The sequence below is a fragment of the Chryseobacterium sp. MIQD13 genome, from assembly GCF_050496705.1.
Lineage (GTDB): Bacteria > Bacteroidota > Bacteroidia > Flavobacteriales > Weeksellaceae > Chryseobacterium.
Genome location: NZ_JBNWAF010000001.1, coordinates 741559 through 767438, shown reverse-complemented (window position 1 = coordinate 767438; position 25880 = coordinate 741559). Strand labels below are relative to the sequence as shown.

At 35.4% G+C, this 25880-nt stretch carries 32 protein-coding genes; 23 read left to right on the top strand and 9 right to left on the bottom strand.

Annotation, left to right across the window (positions count from 1 at the left end; all coding sequences use genetic code 11):
- The first annotated feature begins 224 nt into the window (after positions 1-224).
- The 6 genes from ACQWU4_RS03680 to ACQWU4_RS03655 all read left to right on the top strand — a co-directional run bounded on the left by ACQWU4_RS03680 (position 225) and on the right by ACQWU4_RS03655 (position 5183).
- Positions 225-623, top strand: coding sequence for a hypothetical protein (locus ACQWU4_RS03680; protein ID WP_429934409.1), 399 nt, complete (start codon positions 225-227; stop codon positions 621-623).
- Positions 624-702: 79 nt separating this feature from the next.
- Positions 703-1320 carry a hypothetical protein gene (locus ACQWU4_RS03675; RefSeq protein ID WP_429934408.1) on the top strand — a complete coding sequence of 206 codons (618 nt, stop codon included), beginning with the start codon at positions 703-705 and terminating at the stop codon, positions 1318-1320.
- A 268-nt stretch (positions 1321-1588) separates the two neighbouring features.
- Complete coding sequence (locus tag ACQWU4_RS03670) at positions 1589-2017, top strand: hypothetical protein (RefSeq protein WP_429934407.1); 429 nt, start codon at positions 1589-1591, stop codon at positions 2015-2017.
- Positions 2018-2129: 112 nt separating this feature from the next.
- A complete protein-coding gene (locus ACQWU4_RS03665; protein ID WP_429934406.1) occupies positions 2130-3035 on the top strand; it encodes a helix-turn-helix domain-containing protein in 906 nt (301 codons plus the stop codon).
- Between the two features lie 87 nt (positions 3036-3122).
- On the top strand, positions 3123-4124 hold the full coding sequence (locus tag ACQWU4_RS03660) for an aldo/keto reductase (RefSeq protein WP_429934405.1): 1002 nt from the start codon (positions 3123-3125) through the stop codon (positions 4122-4124).
- Between the two features lie 66 nt (positions 4125-4190).
- Positions 4191-5183: an MBL fold metallo-hydrolase gene (locus tag ACQWU4_RS03655; RefSeq protein WP_429934404.1), complete on the top strand. Its 993-nt coding sequence runs from the start codon at positions 4191-4193 to the stop codon at positions 5181-5183.
- A gap of 249 nt (positions 5184-5432) precedes the next feature.
- Here the strand turns inward: ACQWU4_RS03655 and ACQWU4_RS03650 are convergent, their stop codons facing one another.
- From ACQWU4_RS03650 to ACQWU4_RS03625, 6 genes are all read right to left on the bottom strand, one after another.
- Positions 5433-5891, bottom strand: a complete 459-nt coding sequence (locus ACQWU4_RS03650) for a hypothetical protein (RefSeq protein WP_429934403.1) — start codon at positions 5889-5891, stop codon at positions 5433-5435.
- A gap of 16 nt (positions 5892-5907) precedes the next feature.
- The gene (locus ACQWU4_RS03645) at positions 5908-6261 is read right to left on the bottom strand and encodes a helix-turn-helix domain-containing protein (RefSeq protein WP_429934402.1); all 354 of its coding nucleotides are present in this window, start codon (positions 6259-6261) and stop codon (positions 5908-5910) included.
- On the bottom strand, positions 6236-6673 hold the full coding sequence (locus ACQWU4_RS03640; RefSeq protein WP_429934401.1) for a helix-turn-helix domain-containing protein: 438 nt from the start codon (positions 6671-6673) through the stop codon (positions 6236-6238). Before ACQWU4_RS03640 ends, ACQWU4_RS03645 begins: the two co-directional genes overlap by 26 nt.
- 287 nt (positions 6674-6960) lie before the next feature.
- Positions 6961-7794, bottom strand: coding sequence for a hypothetical protein (locus tag ACQWU4_RS03635; RefSeq protein WP_429934400.1), 834 nt, complete (start codon positions 7792-7794; stop codon positions 6961-6963).
- Positions 7795-7806: 12 nt separating this feature from the next.
- Positions 7807-8622 carry a hypothetical protein gene (locus tag ACQWU4_RS03630; RefSeq protein WP_429934399.1) on the bottom strand — a complete coding sequence of 272 codons (816 nt, stop codon included), beginning with the start codon at positions 8620-8622 and terminating at the stop codon, positions 7807-7809.
- 25 nt (positions 8623-8647) lie between these two features.
- Entirely contained in the window at positions 8648-9463 is an 816-nt protein-coding gene (locus ACQWU4_RS03625; RefSeq protein ID WP_429934398.1) for a hypothetical protein, read from the bottom strand.
- Positions 9464-10100: 637 nt separating this feature from the next.
- Here ACQWU4_RS03625 and ACQWU4_RS03620 point away from each other — a divergent pair.
- The gene (locus ACQWU4_RS03620) at positions 10101-11597 is read left to right on the top strand and encodes a helix-turn-helix domain-containing protein (RefSeq protein WP_429934397.1); all 1497 of its coding nucleotides are present in this window, start codon (positions 10101-10103) and stop codon (positions 11595-11597) included.
- 141 nt (positions 11598-11738) lie between these two features.
- Here ACQWU4_RS03620 and ACQWU4_RS03615 read toward each other — a convergent pair whose 3' ends face one another.
- The 3 genes from ACQWU4_RS03615 to ACQWU4_RS03605 all read right to left on the bottom strand — a co-directional run bounded on the left by ACQWU4_RS03615 (position 11739) and on the right by ACQWU4_RS03605 (position 15596).
- Positions 11739-13958, bottom strand: a complete 2220-nt coding sequence (locus ACQWU4_RS03615) for an NADP-dependent isocitrate dehydrogenase (protein WP_429934396.1) — start codon at positions 13956-13958, stop codon at positions 11739-11741.
- A gap of 114 nt (positions 13959-14072) precedes the next feature.
- Positions 14073-15131 (bottom strand): hypothetical protein, encoded by a 1059-nt coding sequence (locus ACQWU4_RS03610; RefSeq protein WP_429934395.1) that lies wholly within the window; start codon positions 15129-15131, stop codon positions 14073-14075.
- A gap of 12 nt (positions 15132-15143) precedes the next feature.
- Positions 15144-15596: a T9SS type A sorting domain-containing protein gene (locus tag ACQWU4_RS03605; RefSeq protein ID WP_429934394.1), complete on the bottom strand. Its 453-nt coding sequence runs from the start codon at positions 15594-15596 to the stop codon at positions 15144-15146.
- Positions 15597-15759: 163 nt separating this feature from the next.
- On the opposite strand from ACQWU4_RS03605, the gene tpx reads away from it, so the two are divergent.
- The 16 genes from tpx to ACQWU4_RS03525 all read left to right on the top strand — a co-directional run bounded on the left by tpx (position 15760) and on the right by ACQWU4_RS03525 (position 25870).
- On the top strand, positions 15760-16257 hold the full coding sequence (gene tpx, locus ACQWU4_RS03600) for a thiol peroxidase (RefSeq protein ID WP_429934393.1): 498 nt from the start codon (positions 15760-15762) through the stop codon (positions 16255-16257).
- A gap of 93 nt (positions 16258-16350) precedes the next feature.
- Positions 16351-16698: a glyoxalase superfamily protein gene (locus tag ACQWU4_RS03595; RefSeq protein ID WP_429934392.1), complete on the top strand. Its 348-nt coding sequence runs from the start codon at positions 16351-16353 to the stop codon at positions 16696-16698.
- 47 nt (positions 16699-16745) lie between these two features.
- A complete protein-coding gene (locus ACQWU4_RS03590; protein WP_429934391.1) occupies positions 16746-17150 on the top strand; it encodes a glyoxalase superfamily protein in 405 nt (134 codons plus the stop codon).
- A 118-nt stretch (positions 17151-17268) separates the two neighbouring features.
- On the top strand, positions 17269-18480 hold the full coding sequence (locus ACQWU4_RS03585) for a DUF763 domain-containing protein (protein ID WP_429934390.1): 1212 nt from the start codon (positions 17269-17271) through the stop codon (positions 18478-18480).
- Positions 18481-18727: 247 nt separating this feature from the next.
- On the top strand, positions 18728-19318 hold the full coding sequence (locus ACQWU4_RS03580; RefSeq protein WP_429934389.1) for a Crp/Fnr family transcriptional regulator: 591 nt from the start codon (positions 18728-18730) through the stop codon (positions 19316-19318).
- A 78-nt stretch (positions 19319-19396) separates the two neighbouring features.
- Positions 19397-19810 (top strand): VOC family protein, encoded by a 414-nt coding sequence (locus tag ACQWU4_RS03575; RefSeq protein WP_429934388.1) that lies wholly within the window; start codon positions 19397-19399, stop codon positions 19808-19810.
- 65 nt (positions 19811-19875) lie between these two features.
- Positions 19876-20337: a hypothetical protein gene (locus ACQWU4_RS03570; RefSeq protein ID WP_429934387.1), complete on the top strand. Its 462-nt coding sequence runs from the start codon at positions 19876-19878 to the stop codon at positions 20335-20337.
- A 47-nt stretch (positions 20338-20384) separates the two neighbouring features.
- Positions 20385-20825 carry an SRPBCC family protein gene (locus tag ACQWU4_RS03565; protein WP_429934386.1) on the top strand — a complete coding sequence of 147 codons (441 nt, stop codon included), beginning with the start codon at positions 20385-20387 and terminating at the stop codon, positions 20823-20825.
- Between the two features lie 19 nt (positions 20826-20844).
- A complete protein-coding gene (locus ACQWU4_RS03560) occupies positions 20845-21369 on the top strand; it encodes a DinB family protein (protein ID WP_429934385.1) in 525 nt (174 codons plus the stop codon).
- A 3-nt stretch (positions 21370-21372) separates the two neighbouring features.
- On the top strand, positions 21373-22149 hold the full coding sequence (locus ACQWU4_RS03555) for an alpha/beta fold hydrolase (RefSeq protein ID WP_429934384.1): 777 nt from the start codon (positions 21373-21375) through the stop codon (positions 22147-22149).
- Positions 22150-22239: 90 nt separating this feature from the next.
- Positions 22240-22671 carry a VOC family protein gene (locus tag ACQWU4_RS03550; protein WP_429934383.1) on the top strand — a complete coding sequence of 144 codons (432 nt, stop codon included), beginning with the start codon at positions 22240-22242 and terminating at the stop codon, positions 22669-22671.
- Between the two features lie 75 nt (positions 22672-22746).
- On the top strand, positions 22747-23160 hold the full coding sequence (locus ACQWU4_RS03545; protein WP_429934382.1) for an SRPBCC family protein: 414 nt from the start codon (positions 22747-22749) through the stop codon (positions 23158-23160).
- 35 nt (positions 23161-23195) lie between these two features.
- Positions 23196-23435, top strand: coding sequence for a DNA-directed RNA polymerase subunit alpha C-terminal domain-containing protein (locus ACQWU4_RS03540; protein ID WP_429934381.1), 240 nt, complete (start codon positions 23196-23198; stop codon positions 23433-23435).
- Positions 23436-23525: 90 nt separating this feature from the next.
- Positions 23526-24392: a VOC family protein gene (locus ACQWU4_RS03535; protein WP_429934380.1), complete on the top strand. Its 867-nt coding sequence runs from the start codon at positions 23526-23528 to the stop codon at positions 24390-24392.
- A gap of 84 nt (positions 24393-24476) precedes the next feature.
- A complete protein-coding gene (locus tag ACQWU4_RS03530) occupies positions 24477-25310 on the top strand; it encodes an SDR family oxidoreductase (protein WP_429934379.1) in 834 nt (277 codons plus the stop codon).
- A gap of 131 nt (positions 25311-25441) precedes the next feature.
- Positions 25442-25870 carry an SRPBCC domain-containing protein gene (locus ACQWU4_RS03525; RefSeq protein ID WP_429934378.1) on the top strand — a complete coding sequence of 143 codons (429 nt, stop codon included), beginning with the start codon at positions 25442-25444 and terminating at the stop codon, positions 25868-25870.
- Positions 25871-25880 lie beyond the last annotated feature (10 nt).

Below are 25880 nucleotides of genomic sequence, written 5' to 3'. Positions count from 1 at the left end.
GATTTAGTGGAGTTAAATGACTTGCTTCATTTAATTCAAAGCATTTAATAATCTGGCGGCATTACAATCCTTCCGGATTTATATTTTCTTACTCTTAAAATTACAAATTAAAATCATATAATGGTTTATTTTTTTAGAATCTTAATGTGATTTGTTAATTAGATGAAAATAATTCACCATGTTGTGTTTTTTTGTACTTTTGAATAACTAATAAAAATATTACCATGAAAAATTCTAATTTACTTATTTGCATTATGTGTTTTACCAGGTGCTTTTCCCAGACAGGAATAAATACAGCTACCCCTGATCCTAACTCAGACCTTACACTCGGATCTACGAATAAAGGTCTTCTTTTGAACAGGATTCCTTTAATTTCCACCAATACAGGGGTATACAATGAAGGCATGTTCGTTTATAATACAGCGACAGCTAATGACGTGAGCCCCGGAGTATATATCAGCAACGGAACGGTCTGGTCTAAGCTTATTGATTCCCAGACGAATTTTGTAGGAACAAATAATTCCCAACCCTTATTATTTAAAACGAATGGCGTAGAAAAAATAAGAATAGATGTAGATGGTAAAATAGGGAATCGGTACGCAAACTCCTCAGGGAATTGTTGACATTTCTTCAGGAAACTCAACAATCATACTGCCCAGAAATGGAAACCCTCCGGTAAATGTAACTACCCCCATATCCGGTATGATTATTTATGATTCCACGAATAAAACGTTGCGGTATTTTAATGGTAGCCAATGGAGTACAATTATTTCTTCCCAAACATTAACGACAGCTAATGAAGGTGTTGTTAAAATAAACAGTGGAGCAGGAGTAAAACCTTCATTTGCCTTTAAAACCTCTGGAGGAATCCCTTTAAATGCATATCAGACCATTACTTATCAATCAGGAATAAATCCCTCAACAGATTTTGCTCCTTACCCAACAACAAGCTGGCCTGAGAATATTGCGTCTCCAGCTGCAGCGAATATAATTGACCCTGCAACCGGAAGATTTCTGGAGAATACTATTGCCGGACAGGTTCATATGTGGAGAGTTATTGCGAAATATGAAAACAAAAATAATGGTTCCGTAGGATATGTTACCGTAAACCTTGCGAATCCTGTTCCTCCTTCTACATTTTCAATAGATCAGACTGCTATCGCTCCTAATGGTGTAACGACAGGAAATCTTGTCTTTTATTTAGTTACCATTGCCGATTCTTTATCCATTAGCAACGGGTATACCATTAAAATAAAATCTGATACGGCAATGGACATCACTATTGATAGCATTACGAGAATTTCACAAGCTAAAGATTAAAGTTCCATCAATAATATTTCAAAGAATTTATTTGTAAGGTTCATTAGCCGGAAGAGTAAGAAGTCAAATTCTTACTCTTTTTTATGTGAATTTTATTTAATTCTGTAATAAATAATTTGCCCCGATTTTAAAGGACTTTATACTATGTTGACCATGAATTTTGATATCATAATTTTAGCTTATTTGAAAAAAACAGTACAGGATGAATAAAAGTTTTGGCATGTTAATTGACTAAGCTAAAACAGTTTAACTTTAAAATTAGATAAAGATGAAAAAAATATTAATCGCATTAATGCTTGCAGGTACATTTGGCCTCACTTATGCACAATCAGATTATTATAATGATTACAGAAGAAGTATAACTGATATCAACTGGCAGACAGTAGCTACAGATCTTCTGCTTTCAGTGGCACAGACTAACCAGTTAAATGCATTAAATGACAGATATCGTGATTATGATTCCTGGAACAGGGTATATGTAAATAATCCTGACCGATGGAGGGATGACAGATATTATGAAATAGAAAGAATTCTTGGAAGAGAAAAGTATACCAAGTTTAAAACCAAATACTATAAAGGCCAGAATCCTGTAGCAGTTTACAACCGCAACAAAAACAATTACAAGAAATACAATTCCAAACAATACAAAGAGTATAGAAAGGAATATAAAAAAGAACACAAAAAGGGACATCACTAAGTCTCAAATATCAACTATATATTCAATTTTAAATGGCCTGCGTTTGTCGGCCATTTTTATTTTATCAGTAATCAGAATGTTTTTATTTGTTTGAATTTTATAACTTAGCTGTATGGAATCTAAAGAAACAATAAAAGGATTTTACCTGCGGAACACCTCTATGGAAAGAGTGGATGCTGTTACAAGTCCCGGGGTGGGGCATTTTAACGTCTTTTCACGTGAAAGCTGCTCACTGATAACACCTTACAGCCGAAGAGATTATTATAAAATTGCACTCATTATAGGAAAGGGAAAACTGCACTATGCAGACAAATGGATCCATGTAGACCGTCCGGCACTTCTGTTTTCCAATCCTGTGGTTCCATACTCCTGGGATGCTGATGATGAGGATCAGACAGGATGGTTCTGTCTTTTTACGGATCAGTTCCTGCAAAACGGAACACGTCTGGGAAATCTGTTGGAATCACAGCTGTTTAAAATAGGGGGAACTCCTATTTTCTTCGTTGATGAAGAGCAGCAGAGAGTTATCTCAGATCTTTTTATCAAGATGATGACTGAGATTCAGACGGAATATCCGCACAAATATGATATGCTTCGTGTCTGTCTTCACCTTCTGATCCACGAAACAATGAAAATGCAGCCTGCGGAAAATTTTGAATCTTATCAGAATGCTTCCCAGAGGGTAGCATCACTGTTTATGGAGCTTCTGGAAAGGCAGTTTCCTATTGACAGCCCTGAAGCATACCTGAAATTAAAAGCACCTAATGACTATGCACAGAACCTTTCTGTACATGTAAATTCTTTAAACCGGGCAGTAAAAGAAATGACGGGAAAAACGACCAGTCAGCAGATTGCTTCAAGGATTGTTCAGGAGGCAAACGCTTTACTGAAGCACACAGACTGGAATATTTCCGAGATTGCCTACGGATTAGGCTTTGAGGAACCAGCTTATTTTACCAATTTTTTTAAAAAGCAAACCGGATTGGCTCCTAATGCAGTCAGAACAGAAATTGTTTGAATTTTATAATTCTTAGTTTGAATTCTATACATTATTCAATCTGTTCTTGTTCTAATTTTGTTCTATCAATTTAAAATCACAGCAATTATGAAATTCAGAAAATTAGGAAACACAGGAGAGCAGTTATCTGCAATAGGTTTAGGATGTATGGGAATGAGCTTTGCATATGGTCCTGCGGATGAACAGGAAAGCATCAATACCCTTCATAAAGCTCTGGATCTGGGAGTAAATTTCTGGGACACTGCAGATATGTATGCTGCCGGAGAAAATGAAAAACTGATCTCAAAAGTTCTGGTTCCGAACCGTGACAAGATCTTTATTGCTACCAAATTCGGATTCAGGTTTAAAGATGGAAAGCCCAGCCACAGTGGAGCTCCCGGAACTTATTTTGACGGTTCGCCGGAGTGGATCAGACAGGCTGTTGATTTAAGTCTTCAGCGACTTAAAATCGATACCATTGATCTTTATTACGCTCACAGAGTAGATCCGAACATTCCGGTAGAAGAAACGGTAGGAGCAATGGCGGAACTGGTGAAGGAAGGGAAAGTAAAATACCTTGGATTATCTGAAGCTTCGGCTGAATCCATCAGGAAAGCAAATGAAATTCATCCGATTACGGCATTACAATCAGAATATTCTATCCTTACCAAAGATGTAGAAAAAGAGATACTTCCAACCATCAGAGAGCTGGGTATTACGCTGGTGCCTTATTCTCCATTGGCAAGAGGACTTTTCGCGAATATTAATGAAGTACAGAATTTCGGAGATGAAGATTTCAGAAAAACACTTCCGCGTTATCAGGCAGAATATCTGGAAAATAACAGAAACCTGGCAAGAGAAATCAATGAATTTGCTGAATCTAAAGGGGTAAAAGGAACTCAACTGGCTTTAGCATGGGTATTGAACCAGGGTAAGGACATTATTCCGATTCCGGGAACTAAACGCATCAAATACCTTGAAGAGAATATTGAAGCCGTGAACATCAATTTGTCCCAATCAGATCTGGAAACTATTGATGCACTGCTGAAAAAATATCCTAACGTAGGCGAGAGATATACGGAAGGCTCTATGAAATTGGTAAACAACTAAAAAACATAGCTCCAGACTCCTGATTGTTATTCAGGAGTCTGTATTTTTAAATATACACATTTGATTATGAACAGAAGAGAACTTTTAAAAAACGGGCTCATGGCCGGAGCATTAAGCTTTGTTCCGTTTTCTGATGTTTTTGCCGGTACTAAAATACCTTCATTACGTATCGGAGAAGATCTTTCAGCCTTTAAAAAAATAATATTCGGAGAACTGGAACTTTTCATTCTTACAGACGGATATATTCATGAAAAAAGTATTGATACATTTGCTCCGAGAGCAGATATTTCCCAATTGAAAACAATTTTAAGAGACAATTTTCGCTCTGATGATTATATAGATATGGCGATGAACCTGATGCTTGTCAAGACAAATAACAGACTGATTTTGCTGGATGCCGGAATGGGAATTTTTGCAGATGAAAGAACGGGATTTATTCTGAAAAGTCTACAGAAAGCAGGATTTTCTCCAAAAGATATCACAGATGTTTTTATTTCTCATGCACACCCGGATCATATTGGCGGAGTGGTAGACAAACAGAATAATCTGGTTTTTCCCAATGCGGATATTTATATTTCAAAGATTGAGCATGATTTCTGGCTGCAGGCGTCCATCAAAGATTTTAAAAACAGCTTTTTAAAGAAGCAGCCGGAATTTCTTAACCAGATTATTCCGCCTATTCAGAATATTCTGAAGACAATTCGTCCGAAGCTTAAATTTTATGATTTTAAAAATCCTTTGTATGATCATTTCAGTTTTCAGCTGGCTCCGGGACATACACCGGGTCTTACGGTTACCACCATTTCTTCAGGAAGTGAAAAGCTTATGTACATTGCAGATCTGATCCATTCTGACGTTATTCTTTTCCCACATCCTGAATGGGGATTTTCAGGAGATACAGATCTGGATATTGCTACAGAATCCCGCAAAAAATTACTTAATCAGTTGGCCGAAACTAAAACCAAAGCTTTTGCCTACCATCTTCCTTGGCCGGGACTTGGCTTTACAAAGAAGAAAGATGCAGCCTATGAATGGATTCCGGAGAGTTTTATGAATTGATTACAATGATTTGAATAATAAACTTAAATTTTCTACGACATAGTTTCAATAATAAATCCTCCCATTTCCGGGAGGATTTATTTGTAAAAGATCCCCAATCAAATAATAAATAGAAAACGAAAAAGATAATTACCTGATTGGGGGGAACATAGATAAATTCTGCTTTGTTAATATCAGTTTATTGTATTTGCCTTATGGCAGAAAACTAGACAGATATTCCTTAATTAATGTTAGGCTAAAAGGTGATTATCAGTTTGCTTTCATTTCTTCAATATATTGACAAATCAGTGTTTTGAATTTCAGTTTTTTATTCCTGTTAATTCTTTTTGATGAAAAGCTGATTGCCTGCGCTTTATCTATCCTGAAAACAAATAATTCCTTGCTTTCATCATATATAAATTCATTTATATAGACTAATGGAATATCAAAATTTTCAATCATACAATCATTTCTTATCAGTTTAAATGCAAAAAATTCTTTAATAATCAGATGATGTGATGAAAGATGTATATAATGATATTTTGTATCAATAATTATTTTTATAATTGTTGCAGTACTTAAAATAGTTATACAATAAATAATTGCATCTTTATATTTAAGATAGGGGTAAACATAGATTGTAAAAACTATTATAATTAAAAAAAGTAAGATGATAATGATACTTAATGAACTGTAGATCAGTATTCTTTTTTTATTGTTTATTTTCATTAACACTGGTAAAGAGTTATATCAAAAAGAGCTTTTTCCATTTTGCAACTGAATTCCGGCTTATGTTGAATACCCTTGCCAGTTGCACATTATTTAATTTATTTTTCTTTTGATAATCCAATATTCTGAATATTGTCTGTTTATCATAGGAGCGGTGTTTTTGACTTAATGTATTTTTTTGTTTATCCTGATGATTAAAAAGCCGATCATTAATTTTTATAACATCTATTGCTAACCATTGTTCATCTTTAAGGGTATCCAGTAAATGCTTTTTTTCCGGATATTTTTCATTAATAAGATCTATATAAATTTTTCTGTAGTTTGGTCTATTAATATTTTGTAGCTTATTCATTTTTATAATCTTCTCCATATTTTTTTATCCATGTATGCAAAGTAGTTTTGGGAATTCCATAAATTTCCATAATTTCTTTTTGTGTTTTTTCTCCTTTATCAATTTTTTCCAGAATAAAATCAATTACCTGTTTTGTATATATTTTTTTCCTAAACTGTGGCAGCTTAGATCCGTTTTTATGAAGTGGATTTGCTCCAGCAGGAGGAGAATACAATATCAGATGTTGGGAATAAATTCTAAAAAAATCGTATTCCAGAAGTTTACTCCATTTAAGGAGGAAAAATGTACTAAGATCCTCAGCCATATACATTTTTTCTATTTTTCCTTTCTCAAGATTAAAAAAATTGCAAATTCTGAAAATATCAACATTATCTTCCTGAACTTTATTCTGAATCAAAGAGCCAATATTAATTTTTTTGAATACATCCATTAGAATTATTTTTTTGAAAGAGAAGAATTAGAGGAAGTTTCCTTAATCTTACCGAACTGTTTTTATAATTAAATCTGTGTTTTTAAAAATAACCCCGAATTTTGGGAAACTTCTAAAAAAGAAGTATCCATGTACTTGATCTATTTAAAAAATATTGTTTTGAAACCCTATTGTTTAGGTTTTTTAACTTAGTAAACCGAGGGGTTAGGAGAGGTAAATATATAATAGTATGATACCTCTTAGTCTCTTAGAATTGATAAATTCAGAATTTGCAGTTTTCTTAATAATTATTGCTCTACTATACTTAAATTATTAAAGCCTGCTCCTCCTGTATCACTGGCTGTGAAAATACGTAAAAAACGTGTATTTCCTGTATTATGCCATATATATGGATTCAAAGTCTCTCCAGCATTTAAGTAAATACTTCCGGAACAATAGGCTCCTCCGAAAGCATTAATAAAAGCTGGGAAAGATTTTACATATTTCAGAGTTTTTCCTGTACTGCTCAGCCAAACGTTCTCAATTTTAGAGCCGGCTGCAGTTCCTGAATAGCTTAATGTAGAGGTAAAAGAAATCATGTACACCCCATCTCTTGGTGCTGTAAAAGTACCTGTCGCAGGTTCAAATGCATCATAATTGTCCTGTATTTCGCTCCAATTCAATACACTTACAGGGGATGCGGTATTACTTGCAAAAGGCTGAGTATTTACTGTGTTATTATTGGCAAGAACTACAGCTTTAGAAATTGAAGAGGCCAGACAGTTCCAAATAATCCCATCTGAAAATTCCAGACATTTATTCGTGTTATTGTATCTAAGTGCTCCAGCCTGAGCAGCGCTGGCAGCCTGAGAAGTATAGCCAATACCGATTGCGCTGTTTCCAAGATTAGCCGCTCTGACGTCGAGTCTTGTTAAGGGTGATACGGTTCCAATTCCAACCATTCCTGCAGAAGTTGCAACAAAATCATTGGACTGGGCATTTACAGAAGGCATACCACTAGCTGGATTATCAGATCCTCCATCAACATGAAAAGTTGCAATAGGATTCTTAGTGTTGATTCCAGCCTGAGCGAAAATCATGCTTGATAAAAAAAGTAATGATGAATTGATATATTTTTTCATTTTTATGTGTTTTTAATTTTCCAGAATCGTGATACTATTGTATCCTGACCCTATATTGAGTATCTTGTTAGGACCAAGATTATGAAAAATTGTCGTTTTCAGTGTTTGTCCGGTTGTAAGATAAAATGAAGAAGAGCAAGCATCTCCTGCATCAGAGATTCCTGAAGCTGCATATGGTGATAAACAGTAATTGGTTTCTCCTGAAGAACTTATAAAGGCAAGTCTTGTAAAACTGTTACTGGCTATGCTTCCGTTGGCAAAATTAAATGCCATCGAAACATTATAAACCCCATTTCTTGGTGCTGTAAAAACACCTGTAATCGGATCAAAACTATTTGTTGTATCTGTGGTTTCAGACCAAGATGTAAAATCTGTCATCGAATTGTTAGGAAAATTAAGAACTGAGCTGTTATTCGCTACCACCCGAACTCTTGGACTGATAATTGGCTTTGTCTGAATCCATTCACTTCCGTTTGAATATACAATATTTGATATTGATGGGTCATATTTTATAGCTCCTGCTCCTGCTGCAGAAGGTGTCTGGTCAGTATTTCCTATACCAACAGCACTATTACCGCCATTTGCATCCCTTACATCAAGCTCTACTGACGGGGTGACATTTCCAATTCCTGTTCTTCCGTTTGCCATTATCACAAAATCATTGGTTTGCTGTGCCAGAGTAGGAAGGCCTGTTGCATTATTATCTTTACTTCCATCAATATGGAATATTCCTTGGGGATTTTGAGTACCTACTCCTACTTGCCCCAAAAGGAAGCAATTGGCAGAAAGAGAAAGTAGTATCGAAATATAAATCTGTATTTTTTTCATAATTGTAAATAAAAAGTATTAAACCTTATAATTCAGTGATGGAAAGAATGTTATACCCTGGGTTCACAATAAGACTCTTTGTGTAAGTATCCGTACCATTGTAAGGATAGGCCTGCACAATATCGTTCTTTTGCAGATTCATAGTTATAGATCCTGTAATTGCCACATAATTATTTCCTGCCCCACCGGCTTCTTTCCTGAATTTATATCTTTTAGTCCCGCTGGTATTGGAAACTACAACCTGTATCTCAATACCTGTATCTACTTTGGTTGTTCCAACATCGAAACAATAGGAAGCATTAAGCATAAAGTTACCAGCTCTGGGAGCAGTAAAAGTACCAGTTGCGGCATTAAAGCTGTTCGTTGTATCATAGCTTTCCGTCCAATTGGTAGGAATTGCACTCGATTGGGGGGCCAATGTAAACCCGCTCGTATTGTCTGCTTTGATAAAAACTTTGGTGGGAGCAGCTTGTACTTCATACCAGATCGTTCCATCGGAATATTGTATTTTTCCTCCTGAGACAGATGCATAGCGTATAGCTCCTGCTTTAGCACTTGAAGCAGATTGAGATGTGCTTCCGATAGCCATTGCCGAATTGCCCGAAGATGTACGCATATCAAGTTTCACGACAGGAGAATGAGTTCCTATTCCTGTGTTTCCGTTGGCATTTACTATAAAGTCATTGATCTGTTGCGACGTAGAAGAACTTCCGGATGTTGCATTATCTTTCCCTCCATCTACATTAAAAATACCTTGTGGATTTGCGGTATTTATTCCCAATTGCGCTAAACTTTTTTGACCAGCCAAAATAATACCTAAAAGCAATAATTTGTTTTTCATTTCATTAAATGTTTGTTTTATATTATACAAAGAAATCTGTGTTTTTTTTAAGAATAATAGACGAATGATCTATAATTGACCATTCGTTTGGTGATACTAAAGTGTTAGTTCCAGATAGCTGTTCTGTTCTTTAATTCTGATGCAATTTTATACAAATATTTGAACCAAAGCGAGCATTAGTATTGTTCAAATATATAAATGAACAAAATGGAAAATGTAGTTAAATTACTAACTATCAAATGCTTGAATTTGATTTCTTTTAAATGGGAAATTTAGAAGGTATATAATTCGACAAACTATTACTAATTTTGAAAAGTAATTTTTTAAATAATTAAAGTCGTTTTTGGACAAATCAGGCTTCCAAATTATCTCTTTGATTAACCTTTTTTTCTTATGAAGACTTTCATCTGAATATAATTATTTGTATCATAAAACTTCGTAGCAGTTATGATTATTTTATATCATATGACAAGGGATTGCAGATGTCACTAAGTCTATTTTTGCATCTATCATTTTCACAATCTATAAATAATTTATGAATAAATATTAATAAAATATTCTGATAACAGGGATAATGGTTTTCTTTTAGAAAATTTTAATTATCAAAATATATCAAATACATATAAAACACATATAGATGAAAAATCAGCTGACAATGAAAATATATTATACCGCATTGCTTTGTATCAGTATATTATCTAATGCTCAGGAATCAAAAATTATAGATTCTCTTTATTTATTAAGAGATAGTAATTTTAAAGAATTTGAAAGAGTATGGCAAACTATGGTGCCACAAATAAAATCTCAAAAAAATAAAATTAAAATTTATAATGCTGCCTCAAATGCTTACAAAGATTTAGGAAACATTGAGATGATGATAAAAACAAATGATATTGCAGTAAAACTAGCATTAGAGATAGATGATAATGAATCTGTAGCCAATTCATACATCAATAGATCAATGGGCTTTATTGCATTAGGTGTTTTAAATAAGGCAGAAGTACCATTAAATCTAGCTAATTATCACATAGATAAACTCCCGGAAAGTGAAAAAAAACATAAGATTCGAGGATTGGCTCATCATTTACAAGCTATTATATTTTTAAAAAGAAAACAATTCAATAATGCTATACCTTATTATGACAAAGCGATTAAAGAATCTAAACTATCCCCTTCACAAGATAGATTAAGAATGCTCGTTGATCTTTATAATGACAAAGGGTATACCTATTTTTTGATGAGGAAATATGATTCTGCCAAAAAAATATATTCAAAGATATTTCAATTAAAAAACTTTCAGACTCAGGAAATTTCACTAAGTGTAGTATATGGCAATTTAGGGATACTGTCATATCAAAGTGGGGATTTTAATAAAGCTTTTTTTTATTTTAATAAGTCAATTCCTGTTTTAGAAAAGAATAATCTCACCGAAGAATTAATTGAAAATTATCATGTTCTTTCCAGCCTTTATGAAAGAACTGAACAAAAGGAAAAAGCATCAGAATATCTTTTGAAAGAGTTTAAGCTTTATAAAACCTTAAATGATAAACAAAAGAATGGATTACAATCAATTTTAAATCAAATTGATGATGAATCGGAAAAAAATACACAAAAAGAGAAAACGACAAAACTGGTCATCTTTATTTCAGTTTTAATACTTATTCTATATTATTATTTCTATAAAAAGAAGAAGGAAAAGAAGAATGCAGAAATTGTCAAAACTAAAAAACAGGATCATAACATATTACAGAAACCTGTGAATAATGAAAAAAGGAGTCAAATATCCTCAGAAACTCTTGAAAATATCCTGCAAAGATTAAATGATTTTGAAAAGACCAATAAATTCACCAAAAAAAATATTACTTTATCATCATTGGCTACACAGCTGAAAACCAATAATCAATCTCTATCTGAAATCATTAATAAACATAAGGGAAAGAATTTCAATTCTTATATCAATGAACTGAGGATTTTATATATTGCTGAAAAGATAAAGAACGATGATGAATACCGAAAATATAAAATCTCTTATTTGGCAGAAGAGTCCGGTTTTTTATCTCATAGTACATTTACAAAAACTTTTAAACAAATAATTGGTGTTTCCCCTTCAGAATATATAGAAAATCACACATAAAATTCACTTTGATAGTTCACTTTCTGAATAGAGAACGGAGGTGAAAGTGTTTGTTGAGTACCGTCTAAAAATAGGTTGACCATAACTACAAATAAAAAAGCCCCTTAAAAAAGGAGCTTTTATTTATATCAAAATCTGAAATTAAATTCCGTCAATGATTTCATTTAAAACAGTGCTTGGTCTCATGGCTGCATACGTTTTGTATGTATCCGTTTTGTAATATCCGTCAATGTTTTGAGGTTTACCCTGAGCGCTTATTAATTCTTCATTGATCACAGCTTCGCTTTCCTTTAATGCTGCTGCAACCGGAGCAAAATGAGCTGCCAGTTCAGCATCAGCAGTCTGGTTTGCCAAAGCTTCAGCCCAGTACATTGCTAAATAGAAGTGAGAACCTCTGTTGTCTATCTGGCCTACTTTTCTTGCAGGAGATTTGTCTGTAGCAAGGAATTTAGCGTTAGCTTCGTCCAATGCATCAGCCAAAACCTGAGATTTTGTATTTCCCTGTGTCTGAGCCAAATGCTCTAAAGAAGCCTGAAGAGCCAGGAATTCACCCAGAGAATCCCATCTTAAATAACCTTCTTCAAGGAACTGCTCAATGTGTTTTGGAGCAGAGCCTCCCGCACCTGTTTCAAATAAACCTCCTCCGTTCATCAATGGAACAATAGAAAGCATTTTTGCAGAAGTACCTAATTCAAGGATAGGGAAAAGGTCTGTTAAATAATCTCTCAATACGTTACCTGAAACGGAGATGGTGTCTTTTCCTTCTCTTGCTCTTTTAAGCGTTTCAGTCATTGCATCTTTTACATCAAGGATTCTGATGTCAAGGCCAGTTGTATCGTGATCTTTAAGATATTTTTCTACTTTTTTGATGATCTCTCTGTCGTGTGCTCTTCCTTTGTCTAACCAGAAAATAGCAGGAGTATCAGAAAGTCTTGATCTGTTTACAGCCAATTTTACCCAATCCTGGATTGGTGCATCTTTAGTCTGACACATTCTGAAAATATCACCCTTTTCTACCTTTTGAGTAAGAAGAATATTTCCTGCTTCATCCTGTACTTCAATAGTTCCGGCAGCTGATGCCTGGAATGTTTTGTCATGAGAACCATACTCTTCAGCTTTCTGAGCCATCAAACCTACGTTTGGAACTGATCCCATTGTAGTAGGGTCAAGCTTTCCGTGAGCTTTCATATCGTCAATTACAGACTGATAGAAACCTGCATAAGAACGGTCCGGGATAATACATACCGTATCTTCTTCGTTACCGTCTTTGTTCCACATTTTACCGCCGCCTCTTACCAAAGCAGCCATAGAAGCATCAACGATGATATCAGAAGGAACGTGGAAATTGGTAATACCTTTATCAGAATTTACCATAGCCACTCTAGGTCCGTTAGCCAAAGCAGTTTCAATATCCGCCTTGATCTCAGCCTCCTGAGCATTTCCTTTGATTTTTTCGAAAAGATCGGCAAGACCGTTATTTGGATTAATGTCTAAAGACTTGAAAGTCTCAGCATATTTAGTGAAAACGTCTTTGAAATAAGTTTCTACGATCGCTCCGAAAATAATCGGATCAGAGATTTTCATCATCGTAGCCTTAAGGTGTGCAGAAAGAAGTACGTTTCTGTTTTTTGCTTCATCAATTGCTTTCTGAACAAATGCTTTTAAAGAGTTTAAATTCATTACAGAAGAATCAATTACTTCTCCGGCCTGAAGACCTGCAAAATCTTTTAATAAAGTTTCAGTACCGTCATTACCTTTAAATGTAATTTTGAATTTTGTAGCATTTTCTACAGTGGTTGAAGTTTCAGTACCGTAGAAATCTCCTCCATCCATATGTGCAACATCAGTTTTACTGTCAGAAGCCCAGTCACCCATTCTGTGAGGATTAGCTTTTGCATAGTTCTTAACCGCTTTTGGAGCACGTCTGTCAGAATTTCCTTCTCTTAATACAGGGTTTACCGCACTTCCTAAAACTTTTGCATATTTAGCTTTGATGGCTTTTTCTTCATCATTCTTAGGCTCTGCAGGATAGTTTGGAACTGCGAAACCTTTAGATTGTAATTCAGCGATAGCTTCATCTAACTGTGGTGCAGAAGCTGAAATATTAGGTAACTTGATAATATTTGCATCCGGCTGAGTTGCCAATTGACCCAATTCAGCCAATGCATCACCGATTTTCTGGTCATCTTTCAAAAACTCAGGGAAATTGGCTAAGATTCTTCCAGCCAAAGAAATATCCGGAACTGCAATCTCAATGTTTGCCGATTTTGTAAAAGCTTTTACAATAGGTAAAAATGAGTGTGTTGCCAACATTGGAGCCTCATCCGTAAGTGTGTAATAGATTTTTGATTTGTCTGACATTATACTGTGTATTTATTATTTGATTTTTAAGAATCACAAATTTACTAAATATGATTGTTTTATTAGAGTATTTTGAAATAAAAAAACTGCCTCATTAAGACAGTTTGATAAATATTAATTTGATCCGGAACTTGTAATATATCCTGCAGATGCACTACCACCGTCTTGTCCGTTCCAAGTATTGGTTTTGGCATTAAATACATAAGTTTTACCTTCTGATGAATTGTAGATGACAAAATTTCCATTTAATCCACTTATATAACCTGTAGAGGAGCTGCCTCCGTCCTGTCCGTTCCAAGTATTGGTTTTGGTATTAAATACATACGTTTTACTTTCCGAAGAATTATAGATAGCAAAATTTCCATTAGAAGCGATTATATATCCTGTGGAAGAACTTCCTCCGTTTTGTCCACTCCATGTGTTTGTTTTGGCGTTAAATACATACGTTTTACCTTCTGAGGAATTATAAACAGCAAAATTTCCATTAGAAGCGATTATATAACCTGTGGAAGCACTACCACCGTCTTGCCCGTTCCATGTGTTTGTTCTGGCATTAAATACATACGTTTTACTTTCTGAGGAATTATAAACAGCAAAATTTCCGTTTGAAGGGATTATATAACCTGTGGAAGCACTACCACCGTTTTGCCCACTCCATGTGTTTGTTCTGGCATTAAATACATACGTTTTACCTTCAGATGAATTGTAAACAGCAAAATTTGAAAATTTATTCTCTACAATATCATCATTTAATGAAGACGTGGTAAAATTCATATTTACTTTATCAGCTACTAATGCATAAGGAACACTCATCAGCTGATTTACTCCTACATTGGTATAGTTAGTACCTCCCTGCGGGTCCATTTCGACCTTCACGAATTTAGAATTTGTTCCCCAGTTGATACCTGTAAAATTTCCTGTCGTAGGAGTTCCCTGCCCGATATTAAGATTAACCAAACCTTTGGCATTGGTGGTTTTATTATGAGTTTCCGTATATAAAACAGTTCCTGTAGCACTGTTGTCGAGAATGCTTATTTTCAGAGCAACATTTCCGTTAGCAATGGGAGCTCCCGAAGCATTAAAAGCAATAGTCTGATAGCTGAAGGCCTGTGGAACCTGTGCGCTTAAAAGTATTGCAATAAATAATCCTATTGTAGCGTAAAGTTTTTTCATGTGTATATGTTTTTAAGGTTTTTTAATGATTTTAATAGGTTTGATGTCCGGATTTTTGAATGATACCATATAAACTCCGGAATTAAGACTACGCAGATCAAGTTTTCCGCTGTCTAATTTTATTTTTAAGACAAGTCTTCCGGCAGTGTCATACACTTCAGCCTCATCAATTTTAGAGTTTGAACTTAGTGTGATATGAACAAAATCAGCAGTAGGATTGGGATAAATTCTGATGTTGTCTTTTTCAAGTTCTTTGATTCCCAAAACCTGTAAAACAGACTGGTAAAGCATTCCCATTGTACCTGAACTAGCTTGGTCAGGATCAGAAGGAATTACATAGATTTCTCCTACGGAATGGGTGAAATTGGTTTCAGAAACTGCCCCGGAATTAATGTTTCCGATCACAGACTGAGCGAAACCAAAGACAGGCAATCCAAAGAGAAGGAAAGTAATTTTTTTTCGCATGATTGTTATTTTTTTGGATTGCGAATATAATTAAAATTTGACTCAGGTAAATTATTAGTAATAAATAAGTCTTTTTATTTCTACTTTAAGAATTATTTAACCTTTATTTGGCGCAGGAAACTGTGTATTTTGAGTAAATTTGAAAAACTAAAAAAATAAATTTATGTCAGCAATTACATTAAAAGGAAATGCAGTAAACACAATAGGTACTTTGCCATCAGTAGGAACTACAGTTAGAGATTTCGCCCTGGTAGATTCAGGTTTAAATATAAAAACCCTTGAAAGTTTTGAAGGAAAGAAAAAAGTATTCAATATTTTCCCAAGTATTGATACACCTACCTGTGCTTCCTCAGCAAGAAAATTCAATGAAGAAGCTTCAAGCCTGGATAATACTGTTGTAATTAACGTTTCTAAAGATCTGCCTTTTGCATTAACCAGATTTTGTGCAGCGGAAGGACTGAATAATGTAGAGACCCTTTCAGATTTCAGAAGCAGCTTCGGGGATGATTATGAGGTAACTATTACAGATTCTCCGTTAAAAGGACTTTTAAGCCGTGCTGTAATTGTAACGGATGAAAACAATAAAGTAGTTTATACAGAACAGGTTTCTGAAATTGCAGATGAACCTAATTATGAGGCAGCTCTTTCAGCATTAAAATAAGTCTGAAATAAAATTTTTATAAAAGCTAAGCCTTGTGAAAATTTTATTCGCAAGGCTTTTTAGGCAATAAGAATTACCAAATAAGGTTGTAACATGATAAAGAGGATTGTAGCCAATATAAAAGCTGAAGATTTATCAAGAGCAGACTGTTTTTATCAGGATATTTTAGGTCTTGATATTTTGATGGATCACGGCTGGATCAAAACTTTCGGAAACAGGGAAGAAGCAAGAGTTCAGGTAAGTTTGGCCATTCAGGGTGGAAATAATACGGAAGTTCCCTTATTGTCCATTGAAGTGGATAATGTGGATGAACTCTACAAAAAAATAAAGGCTGCAGGCTTTGAGATCACTTACGGAATTACTGATGAAGATTGGGGAGTACGCAGGTTTTATGTAAAAGATCCGTTTGGAAATTTAATTAATATACTTTCCCATCAATAAATGATGAGGTCAACATCAACCATCATTTTTCTTATAAATATTTTATTATGAAAGCAACACAGATCATTCCTGTCCTCAGAATTTTTGACTATCAGAAAACCATCGAATTTTATGTAGACTGGCTAGGTTTTGAAGTGGTATGGGAACATTATTTCGAAAAAAATACACCTGTTTATATGGAGGTGAAAAAAGAAAATATGGTTTTCCATCTAAGCGAGCATCATGGTGACGGAACCCCTGGAACAAGAGTGATGGTCTTTGGAGAAGGAATTCCTGCATACCACAAAGAATTAATTGATAAAAAGTATAAATACAACCGTCCCGGACTTGAAAAAACATTTTACGGAACTGTATCTTTCACAGTAAATGATCCGTTCGGAAATACCATTACGTTCAACGAAGAATTTGATGAGGAAAAACATAAAGACCTCGAATTTTCCTCTATTCACTGATTGTATTTACAAACACGGATTTTAGCAGTTCAATAAAAAAGACCTGTCATAGGTTTTAGCCAAACTGATGATCCGGATCATCAAAAAAATACAATATTAAAACTATCTTTACTCCACAATGAAACGTTCAGGAACTGCAGATTTACCATTACATTATGGAAAAGTACCACCGTGGCTGTACGAACGTATGTCTGTACTCGGGCTTTCCATTATTGAAGTGATCCTGATGGATTATGGCAAAGATGAGGTTCTCAGAAGACTTGCAGATCCTTTCTGGTTTCAGAGCTTTGGAGCGGTGATGGGGATGGACTGGCATTCTTCAGGAATTACCACTTCTGTAATGGGTGCTTTGAAACGTTCCATCAATCCCAATTCACAATCGCTGGGGCTTTACATCTGTGGCGGTAAAGGGAAGTTTTCAAGAGAAACTCCTTCAGAACTTCTTCAGATTGCTGATAAAACAGGCCTGAACGGTCATGAACTGGTAAGAGCCAGTAAACTTTCAGCAAAAGTGGATAATACAGCCATTCAGGATGGGTATCAGCTTTATCTGCATAATTTTATTCTTGCGGATAACGGAAGCTGGAGTGTTGTACAGCAGGGAATGCACGGGACTGATGGTACAGCAAGACGTTATCACTGGCATTCAGAAAATGTCAGATCATTTATAGAAGAACCCCACACAGGAATTAATGGTATTTCCAGAGGAAGAATTCTCAATCTTACCGATGCTGATGCCTCAGAAAACAGGAAGGGAATTTTGGATATTTCCCATGCTGATTCCATTGATGTAATGAAGGATTTTTCAAGATTAATTCTTCCGGATCACCATGATGTACAGGCTTCAGATGTTGATCTGAAACGTCTTGGTGCTCTTTTATATGTTACCCGTGAACAGCAGCCTCAGAATTTTGAAGACCTTTTAATGCTGGAAGGAGTAGGACCTAGGACGATGCAGTCTTTGGCACTTGTAAGTGAGGTCATTCACGGAGCGCCTTCAAGATTTGCTGATCCGGCAAGGTTTTCCTTTGCCCATGGTGGAAAAGACGGACATCCTTTTCCGGTTCCGACCAAAACTTATGATGAAAGTATCAGTATTCTCAGAAAGGGAATTGAAAAATCAAAACTTGGAAATTCTGACAAACTGAATACTTTGAATAAGCTGCATCAGATTGTAACAGCCACGGAGAAAGATTTTACCCCTGATTTTGACGTCCAACAGGTTATTGAGGAAGAAAGGCAGAATTCGTGGCGCTTTGGAGGAAAAACGGTTTTCGGAGATGCAGAGCCACCCAAACCACAGAAACCTATTCAGCTTTCCTTATTTTAATATCTTAAAAAGTTATTAATATGTAACCATATAATGTGCGATTATTCCCCTCCTTTGGAGGGGTGGCAAATCGAAGATTTGACGGGGTGGTTAAATAATTTGTTTAATTATATGTAAAAAGCTAAAATAGCTACCTATAGTGTAGTTAAGTGTAATTTTTGAGGCTGCTTCATCAATTTGTTTGATTTTTTTACCTTTGATTCAATTAAAAATTATATTTTTAAATCTTTACAAAAACACCAATTCAATGACCAGCAAAGCCTTAGAGATCTGCTATGATTTTCCGTTTTTTTTAGACGAAGAGCTTGATGAAATATTTAAAGCTCACGAAAAAGTCTCGTTTCAGAAAGGAGAGATGATTCTTGAAGAAGGAAAAACAGCCAATGAATATTATATTCTGGAAAAAGGTCTGGCCCGTTCGTATGTCAATGATTTTAACGGAAATGAAGTGACCACACATTTTTTTGCTGATAATGAAATCATTATTGAAGTATTATCACTTTTTCAAAGGATCCCGTCTCAGGAAAACATCATCTGTATTACAGACTGCGAATGCTGGAGATTCGATTATGATACATTTCAGGAGCTGTTCCATAAAATACCCAACCTCAGAGAATGGGGAAGATCATGGATGTCTAAAGAACTTTTTGCTTACAAACAGCGTTCCGTGGAGATGTTTACCCTTTCTGCAACCAGACGGTATCTTAATCTTTTGGAGCAGAAACCTCAGGTTGTACAGTTTGCTCCTCTCAAGCAGATTGCTTCCTATCTGGGTGTTACAGACACTTCTTTAAGCAGGATCCGTAAGGAAATTGTATCCCATCCAAAGAAAAATTAAATCTTGTCTTATGGCAAGTTGATTTTCATAAAGGCTTGGTAATTTTGGTTAAAAGTTTAACACCAAATAATTACAATTATGAAAGTCAATCAAATTTATGTCAACCTTCCGGTAAAAAATGTACAGAAAACAAAAGAATTCTGGACCAAACTCGGATTTGAAATTAACGAACAATTTTCAGATGAGAAGGCAACCTGCGTAGTAATGAAAGAAGACAGTATTTACGCTATGTTTCTCACAGAAGAATATTTCCAGACTTTTTCCGAAAGACCTGTTCCAAAAGGAGATACAACGCAGGTTCTTGTTGCTGTTGGACTTAACAGCCGTGAAGAAGTGGATCAGGTAGTGAATGCTGCTGTAGAAAATGGAGCGTCCCAGCATGAGGAGCCTCAGGATTACGGATGGATGTATCAGAACTCTTTTTGGGACTTAGACGGACATGGCTGGAACATAACATTTGCTGATATATCTCAAATGCCTGCAGAATTTTAGGAGATCTGTATTTATTGTTTAATCCATGGGAGAAAAACAGAAAGTATCCTATAAACTTCATTGTTATGGAAACAAAATCAAATGATACTGAAATCGTAAAAGTGCAGGTATTCAGTAATTACAAAGTGATTTTAATGAATATTGACGGTATTACCCAAGAAGAATCTATGGTTTTTCCAAATGGTGAAGCCAACTGCATGAACTGGATTCTGGGGCACCTACTTTACATAAGAAATGCTTTCCTGGAAACTCTTGGCGAAACATCTGTCTGGGACGACGAAAAATTTTCCTGCTACAACAGAGGGGCAATTCCGCTTGACAGAATTGATGAATTGGTCACTTTTGAAGAATTAAAATCTTATCTGCAGCAGTCACAGGATAAACTGGAAGCAAAACTTATCACAATTGAAAGCTTTAATCCTGAAACAATAAATGATATTGCCATCTTTTGTCTTCACGAACTTTATCACAGCGGACAGCTGGGTTATCTGAGAAGGGTTTTAGGAAAACCCGGTGCTATAAAATAGTATTAAATGATATTTGCTTAATCTGTACTTTGATAAAAATCTAAATTATGGAAAATTCTTTTTCAATTCTTCATGACCTTGAAGTAAATGCCAAACTGGAAGATGTATTTAGAATGGTTTCCGTTCCCGAATTTCTCAATGAATGGTGGACTCACTATTGCAAGGGTGTTCCGGAACTGAATTCAGAATATATTTTTGAATTTTCTGAAGAGTATATCTGGAAAGGTAAAATTTCAAAATTTAATCCTCCCTACGAAATTGAATTTCTAATAACTGATGCAGATGCAGACTGGACAGGAACAAAAGTTGGATTTATTTTAAAAGAAACTGTAAACGGGATTAAAATAAGTTTTTACCATACAGATTGGAAGCATACCAATGAGCATTTTAGACAGACTTCTTTCTGCTGGGCTGTATACTTAAGAATTCTGAGAAGATTTGTAGAAGAAGGGCTGCATATTCCTTATTCGGAAAGATATCATTTTTAAAACAACTAAAAATCAAAAAATGGACACACCAAAATCTAAAAAAATGGAGCTCGTTATTCCGGCTTACAGAATGCACTCCCAAAACTTTCTCAATGTTTTGGACGGTATTTCGGAAGAAGATGGATTGAAAAGAATTGAAGGAAAAACCAACCATATTGTCTGGATGGCAGGAAACTTTGTGAATATGCGTTATGGACTGGGCTGGGTTTTAGGACTCAGAGACGAAGATCCTTACAGTGATCTTTTCTTTCAGGGAAAAGCATTGGATGAAAGCTACAACTATCCTAGTTTAGATGAGCTGGAAAAAAACTTCCATGATATTTCGCCAAAAGTATATCAAAAGCTCTGGGAAGTTAGTGATGAAGAACTGGACGAAATTTTTGAGATCGGAATGAATATTCCCTTCGTTCGTGAAACAAAACTCAATTTTGCCGGAATGTGCATTGGCCGCGAAGACTATTTATGCGGACAGATAGGTTTGATGAGGAGAATTCTGGGGTATCCGGGAATGAAATATGATGTGGATGAAAATCTAAAATACTAATCAATGGAACCTAAAGAAAAAGGCTATAAGCATGTCAACGGGATCAATATGTATTATGAGATCTATGGTTCCGGAAAACCGCTGGTATTAGTTCATGGCGGAGGATCTTCAATCCTGTTTGATTTTAAAGAAGTAATTTCCAGACTTGACAATCAGTTTCAGCTGATAGGAATAGATCTGCAAAACCACGGAATGACCGATCACCGCGATATTCCTGAAACCTTTGAACAGGATGCCCACGATGTTGCTGCTCTTTTAAAAGAACTTCATATCGGAAAAGCTTCATTCTGGGGATTCAGCAACGGTGGAAATACCGTGATGCAGATTGCCCACCTTTACCCTGACATAACCGAAAAACTTATTGTCGCTTCTTCATTCTACAAACGAAACGGAATGATGGACGGTTTTTTCGAAAGCATGGCAGAAGCGACACTGGAATCAATGCCGGAACCTTTGAAAATTAATTTCCTTAATCTGAATCCTGATTTTTCAAAACTTGAAAATCTGTTTGATAAAGACAGCAAAAGGATGCAGACCTTTGAAGACTGGGACGAGAAAATTTTAACATCTATAAACGTTCCTGTATTATTCATAAGCGGTGATAAAGATGTCATGAAACCGGAACATGTGGTAGAAATGTGGCGTCTGGTACCAGGATCTCAGCTTATGATCCTTCCGGCAGGCCACGGTTCTTATATGATGGCAGATTTTGAAGGAAATACAGATGATCATTTAATAGATATGACCATAAATGAGGTGACAAAATTTTTAAACCATTAATAGTTCATAGCAGCAATATAAAAACCTGGCGTTCTCAGCATTTAAACCAAACACATACTAATTAACAATAACATTTAAAAACCAGAAATCATGGCTAAATTAAATCCATACCTAAATTTTGATGGAAAAGCAGAAGAAGCTTTCAATTTTTACAAATCAGTTTTCGGAGGAGAATTCCTTGGTGAAATTCATAAAATGGGTAACGCTCCCGGAACCGAAAATTTATCAGAAGAGGAAAAAAACAGGGTAATGCATGTTGCTCTGCCTATTGGAAAAGATCTTCTGATGGCTTCGGATATTGTTCCTAGCTTCGGACAAACTCTTAATGTAGGAAATAACAATTATGTTTCAATTTTCCCGGAATCTAAGGAAGAGGCAGACAGGCTTTTCAAAGGACTTTCTGAAGGTGGAAACATAGAAATGCCTATCGAGGACCAGTTTTGGGGAGATTATTTTGGAAGTTTCCAGGATAAATACGGAGTTCATTGGATGGTGAACTATAATGAAGAATATTCAAAATAATCTTATATTTAACTAAATTATTACGGGCAGTTCAACCTGAACTGCCTTTTTACTCAAATATTTAAAAATAAAACTATGGACCCGATTAAAATAGATATCACAATTTTAGCCCCGGTAGAAAAGGTTTGGAATTACTTTAATGAACCCAAACATATCACGAAATGGAATTTTGCCCATGAATCATGGCAGTGTCCCAGTTCAGAAAATGATTTACGGGTAGGAGGGAAATTTAAGACCAGAATGGAAGCAAAAGATAAAAGTTTTGGTTTTGATTTTGAGGGATTCTACGATGAAGTTGTCCCGAATGCTGTTATCAAATACCATATGGAAGACGGCCGGAAGGTTGAAGTCATTTTTGATAAGATAGACGAAAACACTACAAAGGTTACCGAAATTTTCGATCCTGAAAAACAGAATTCTGTGGAAATGCAGCGGGACGGCTGGTATGCTATCCTGAATAATTTTCACAAGTACGTTGAAAATCACTAAAACATTTATTGAAAGTCATGATAAATCTGGTCATAATGGCCAAATGTTTAAGCTCCATTTGTGCTGTTAATCATGTCGTTAAAAATAGTAATTTCCTGTCCGGTATTATTGCAGTACCGGCAAGAAGAGCTTTGGAAAGAGAAAAAATTGATTCTCTTGAAAAACTTTCGGACTATTCTGAAGAAGAAATCATGAAACTTCATGGCTTCGGAAGGAATGCCATGCAGAAACTCAAAAGTCATATGAAACAGCATCAGGTTTCCTTTAAAAACTGATTGCTATAAATACCAGATATTTACTATCATTGCAGGTATTTTATCAGCAATGATAATAAAACTATATTTTCACTCCTAAAATTTAATATTATGAATAACGACATTTTTCCATGTCTCTGGTTTGATACAGAATCAAAAGAGGCTGCAGAGTTTTATTGTCAGGTATTTGGCGGAAAGATTACTGCAGACACACCTGTAGTGATGAACATTGAAGTGTTCGGACAGAAACTAATGCTGCTGAACGGAGGCCCGCATTTTAAAACCAATCCATCAGTTTCTTTCATGGTCATCTGTGAAACAGAAGATGAGGTACAGCAATATTGGGATAAGCTTTTAGAAGGAGGAATGGCTCTCATGGCTCTGGATTCCTATTCCTGGAGCAAAAAATATGGTTGGGTACAGGACAAATACGGCGTTACATGGCAATTGTTTTTAGGTGACAAACCGGGATCCCAGAAAATTGTTCCTACTATGATGTTCATTCATCAGAATAACGGAAAAGCAATGGAAGCAATGGAATTTTATACCAAAACCTTCCCGGATTCCAGCATTGGAAATATCCTGAAATATGGTGACGGAGGAGAAGGACATTCTATACCTGAACCGGCAGGAAACATACAGCATGCTCAATTTACCATTGACGGTTACAGTTTTTTCTGTATGGATAATTCTTATGACCATCAGTTTGATTTTAATGAAGGGATTTCCATTGTAATCATGACTAATGATCAGGAAGAAACCGATCATCTCTGGAATACACTTACCTCAGATGGAGGAAGAGAAAGTATGTGTGGCTGGCTGAAAGACAGATACGGGCTGAGCTGGCAGATTGTTCCAAAAAGATTGATTGAACTGATGAATGATTCAGATCAGTTAAAGGCCCAGAAGGTAGTACAGGCCATGATGAAAATGCAGAAGATTGTTGTAAAAGATCTGGAAGACGCTTATAATTCATAGAATAAAAGATAAACCTTTCTATTTCAGAATTCATTTTTTCCTGTTTCGGCTTATCATTTGATGTGATTTATAAAAGATTTGCTTATGAAAACACAGAACAGATCAGACTCTAAATCAAAAGTTCCGAAAGAAGGACTCTTTCCGGAAATTATAAGGAACGATTATGAAGGAAGCAGAAAACTCTTTGGAAAAAAAGCAATCATTTCAGGCGGAGACAGTGGAATAGGACAGGCTGTAGCAGTTCATTTTGCAAGAGAAGGAGCAGATATCGCAATTATTTATAAAGAAAGCGATGACGATGCCGGAGAAACAAAAAAGCTCGTTGAAAAAGAAGGGCAGCAATGTATCCTTATAAAAGGCGATCTTACTAAGAAAGCATTCCGAACGAAATGTATAGAAAAGATAAGAAAGGTATGGAAGAATCTGGATATTCTGGTTAATAATGCAGGGATTCATACTTCCAAAAATAGTCTTGAAAAAATCTCGGATGTTCAGATTCAGGAAACATTCAATACCAATATTATTTCCATGATTTCTTTTACAAGAGATTTTTTACCGTTGATAGGCGAAGGAGGCCGGATTATCTGTACTACATCAGTTACGGCGTACAGAGGAAGTGATCATCTTATTGATTATGCTGCTACAAAAGGAGCTGTTTTATCCTTTATCCGCTCTCTATCAGCCAGTCTGGCCGAAAAGAAGATCTTAGTTAACGGAATTGCTCCCGGTCCCATCTGGACACCGCTTGTGAAAGAAGCCTTTGATGATCTTTCAACATTCGGGAAAGACACACCGTTGAAGCGGGCGGGACAACCGTCGGAAGTAGCTCCGGCATATGTTTTTCTCGCCTCTAAAGATGCCGGTTATATCACAGGAGAAGTAATTCATATCAATGGGGGAGACTTTGTAGGAGGTTAGGAACAGAAAATGGAAGTTAGAAAATGATGTCAGAATTGCTGATAATTATCGTTTGATATTTATCAACTAAAATTTAACGTTCTAAAAACTAATATCTAACTTCTAACAATCTAATATCTAAAATTAAAAAAATGCAGAAATTATTTTTTGAAATTCAAATAGAAGCAGACCCTGAAAAAGTATGGGATGTGCTTTGGAGCGATATAACGTACAGACAATGGACAACTGCTTTTACAGAAGGTTCTTTTTATATGGGGACTTTTGAAGAAGGAAGTATTATAAAATTTTTTGATCCGAATAATAACGGAATGTACAGCCGTATTGAAAAAAATATACCTCATAAAGAAATGAAATTTCTGCATCTGGGAGAAATTTATAACGGTGTAGAAAGTGAACAGGATTGGGGTGAGGCTACAGAAGGCTATATTTTAGAAGAAACAGGATCAGGGACAACATTGAAAATTGAAATTCAGACCCCTGAAGAATTTAAAGGTTTTTTTGAAGAAAAATTTCCTATCGCTTTGGGGATTGTGAAAAACCTGTCAGAAAACCAATTATAATGATTACATT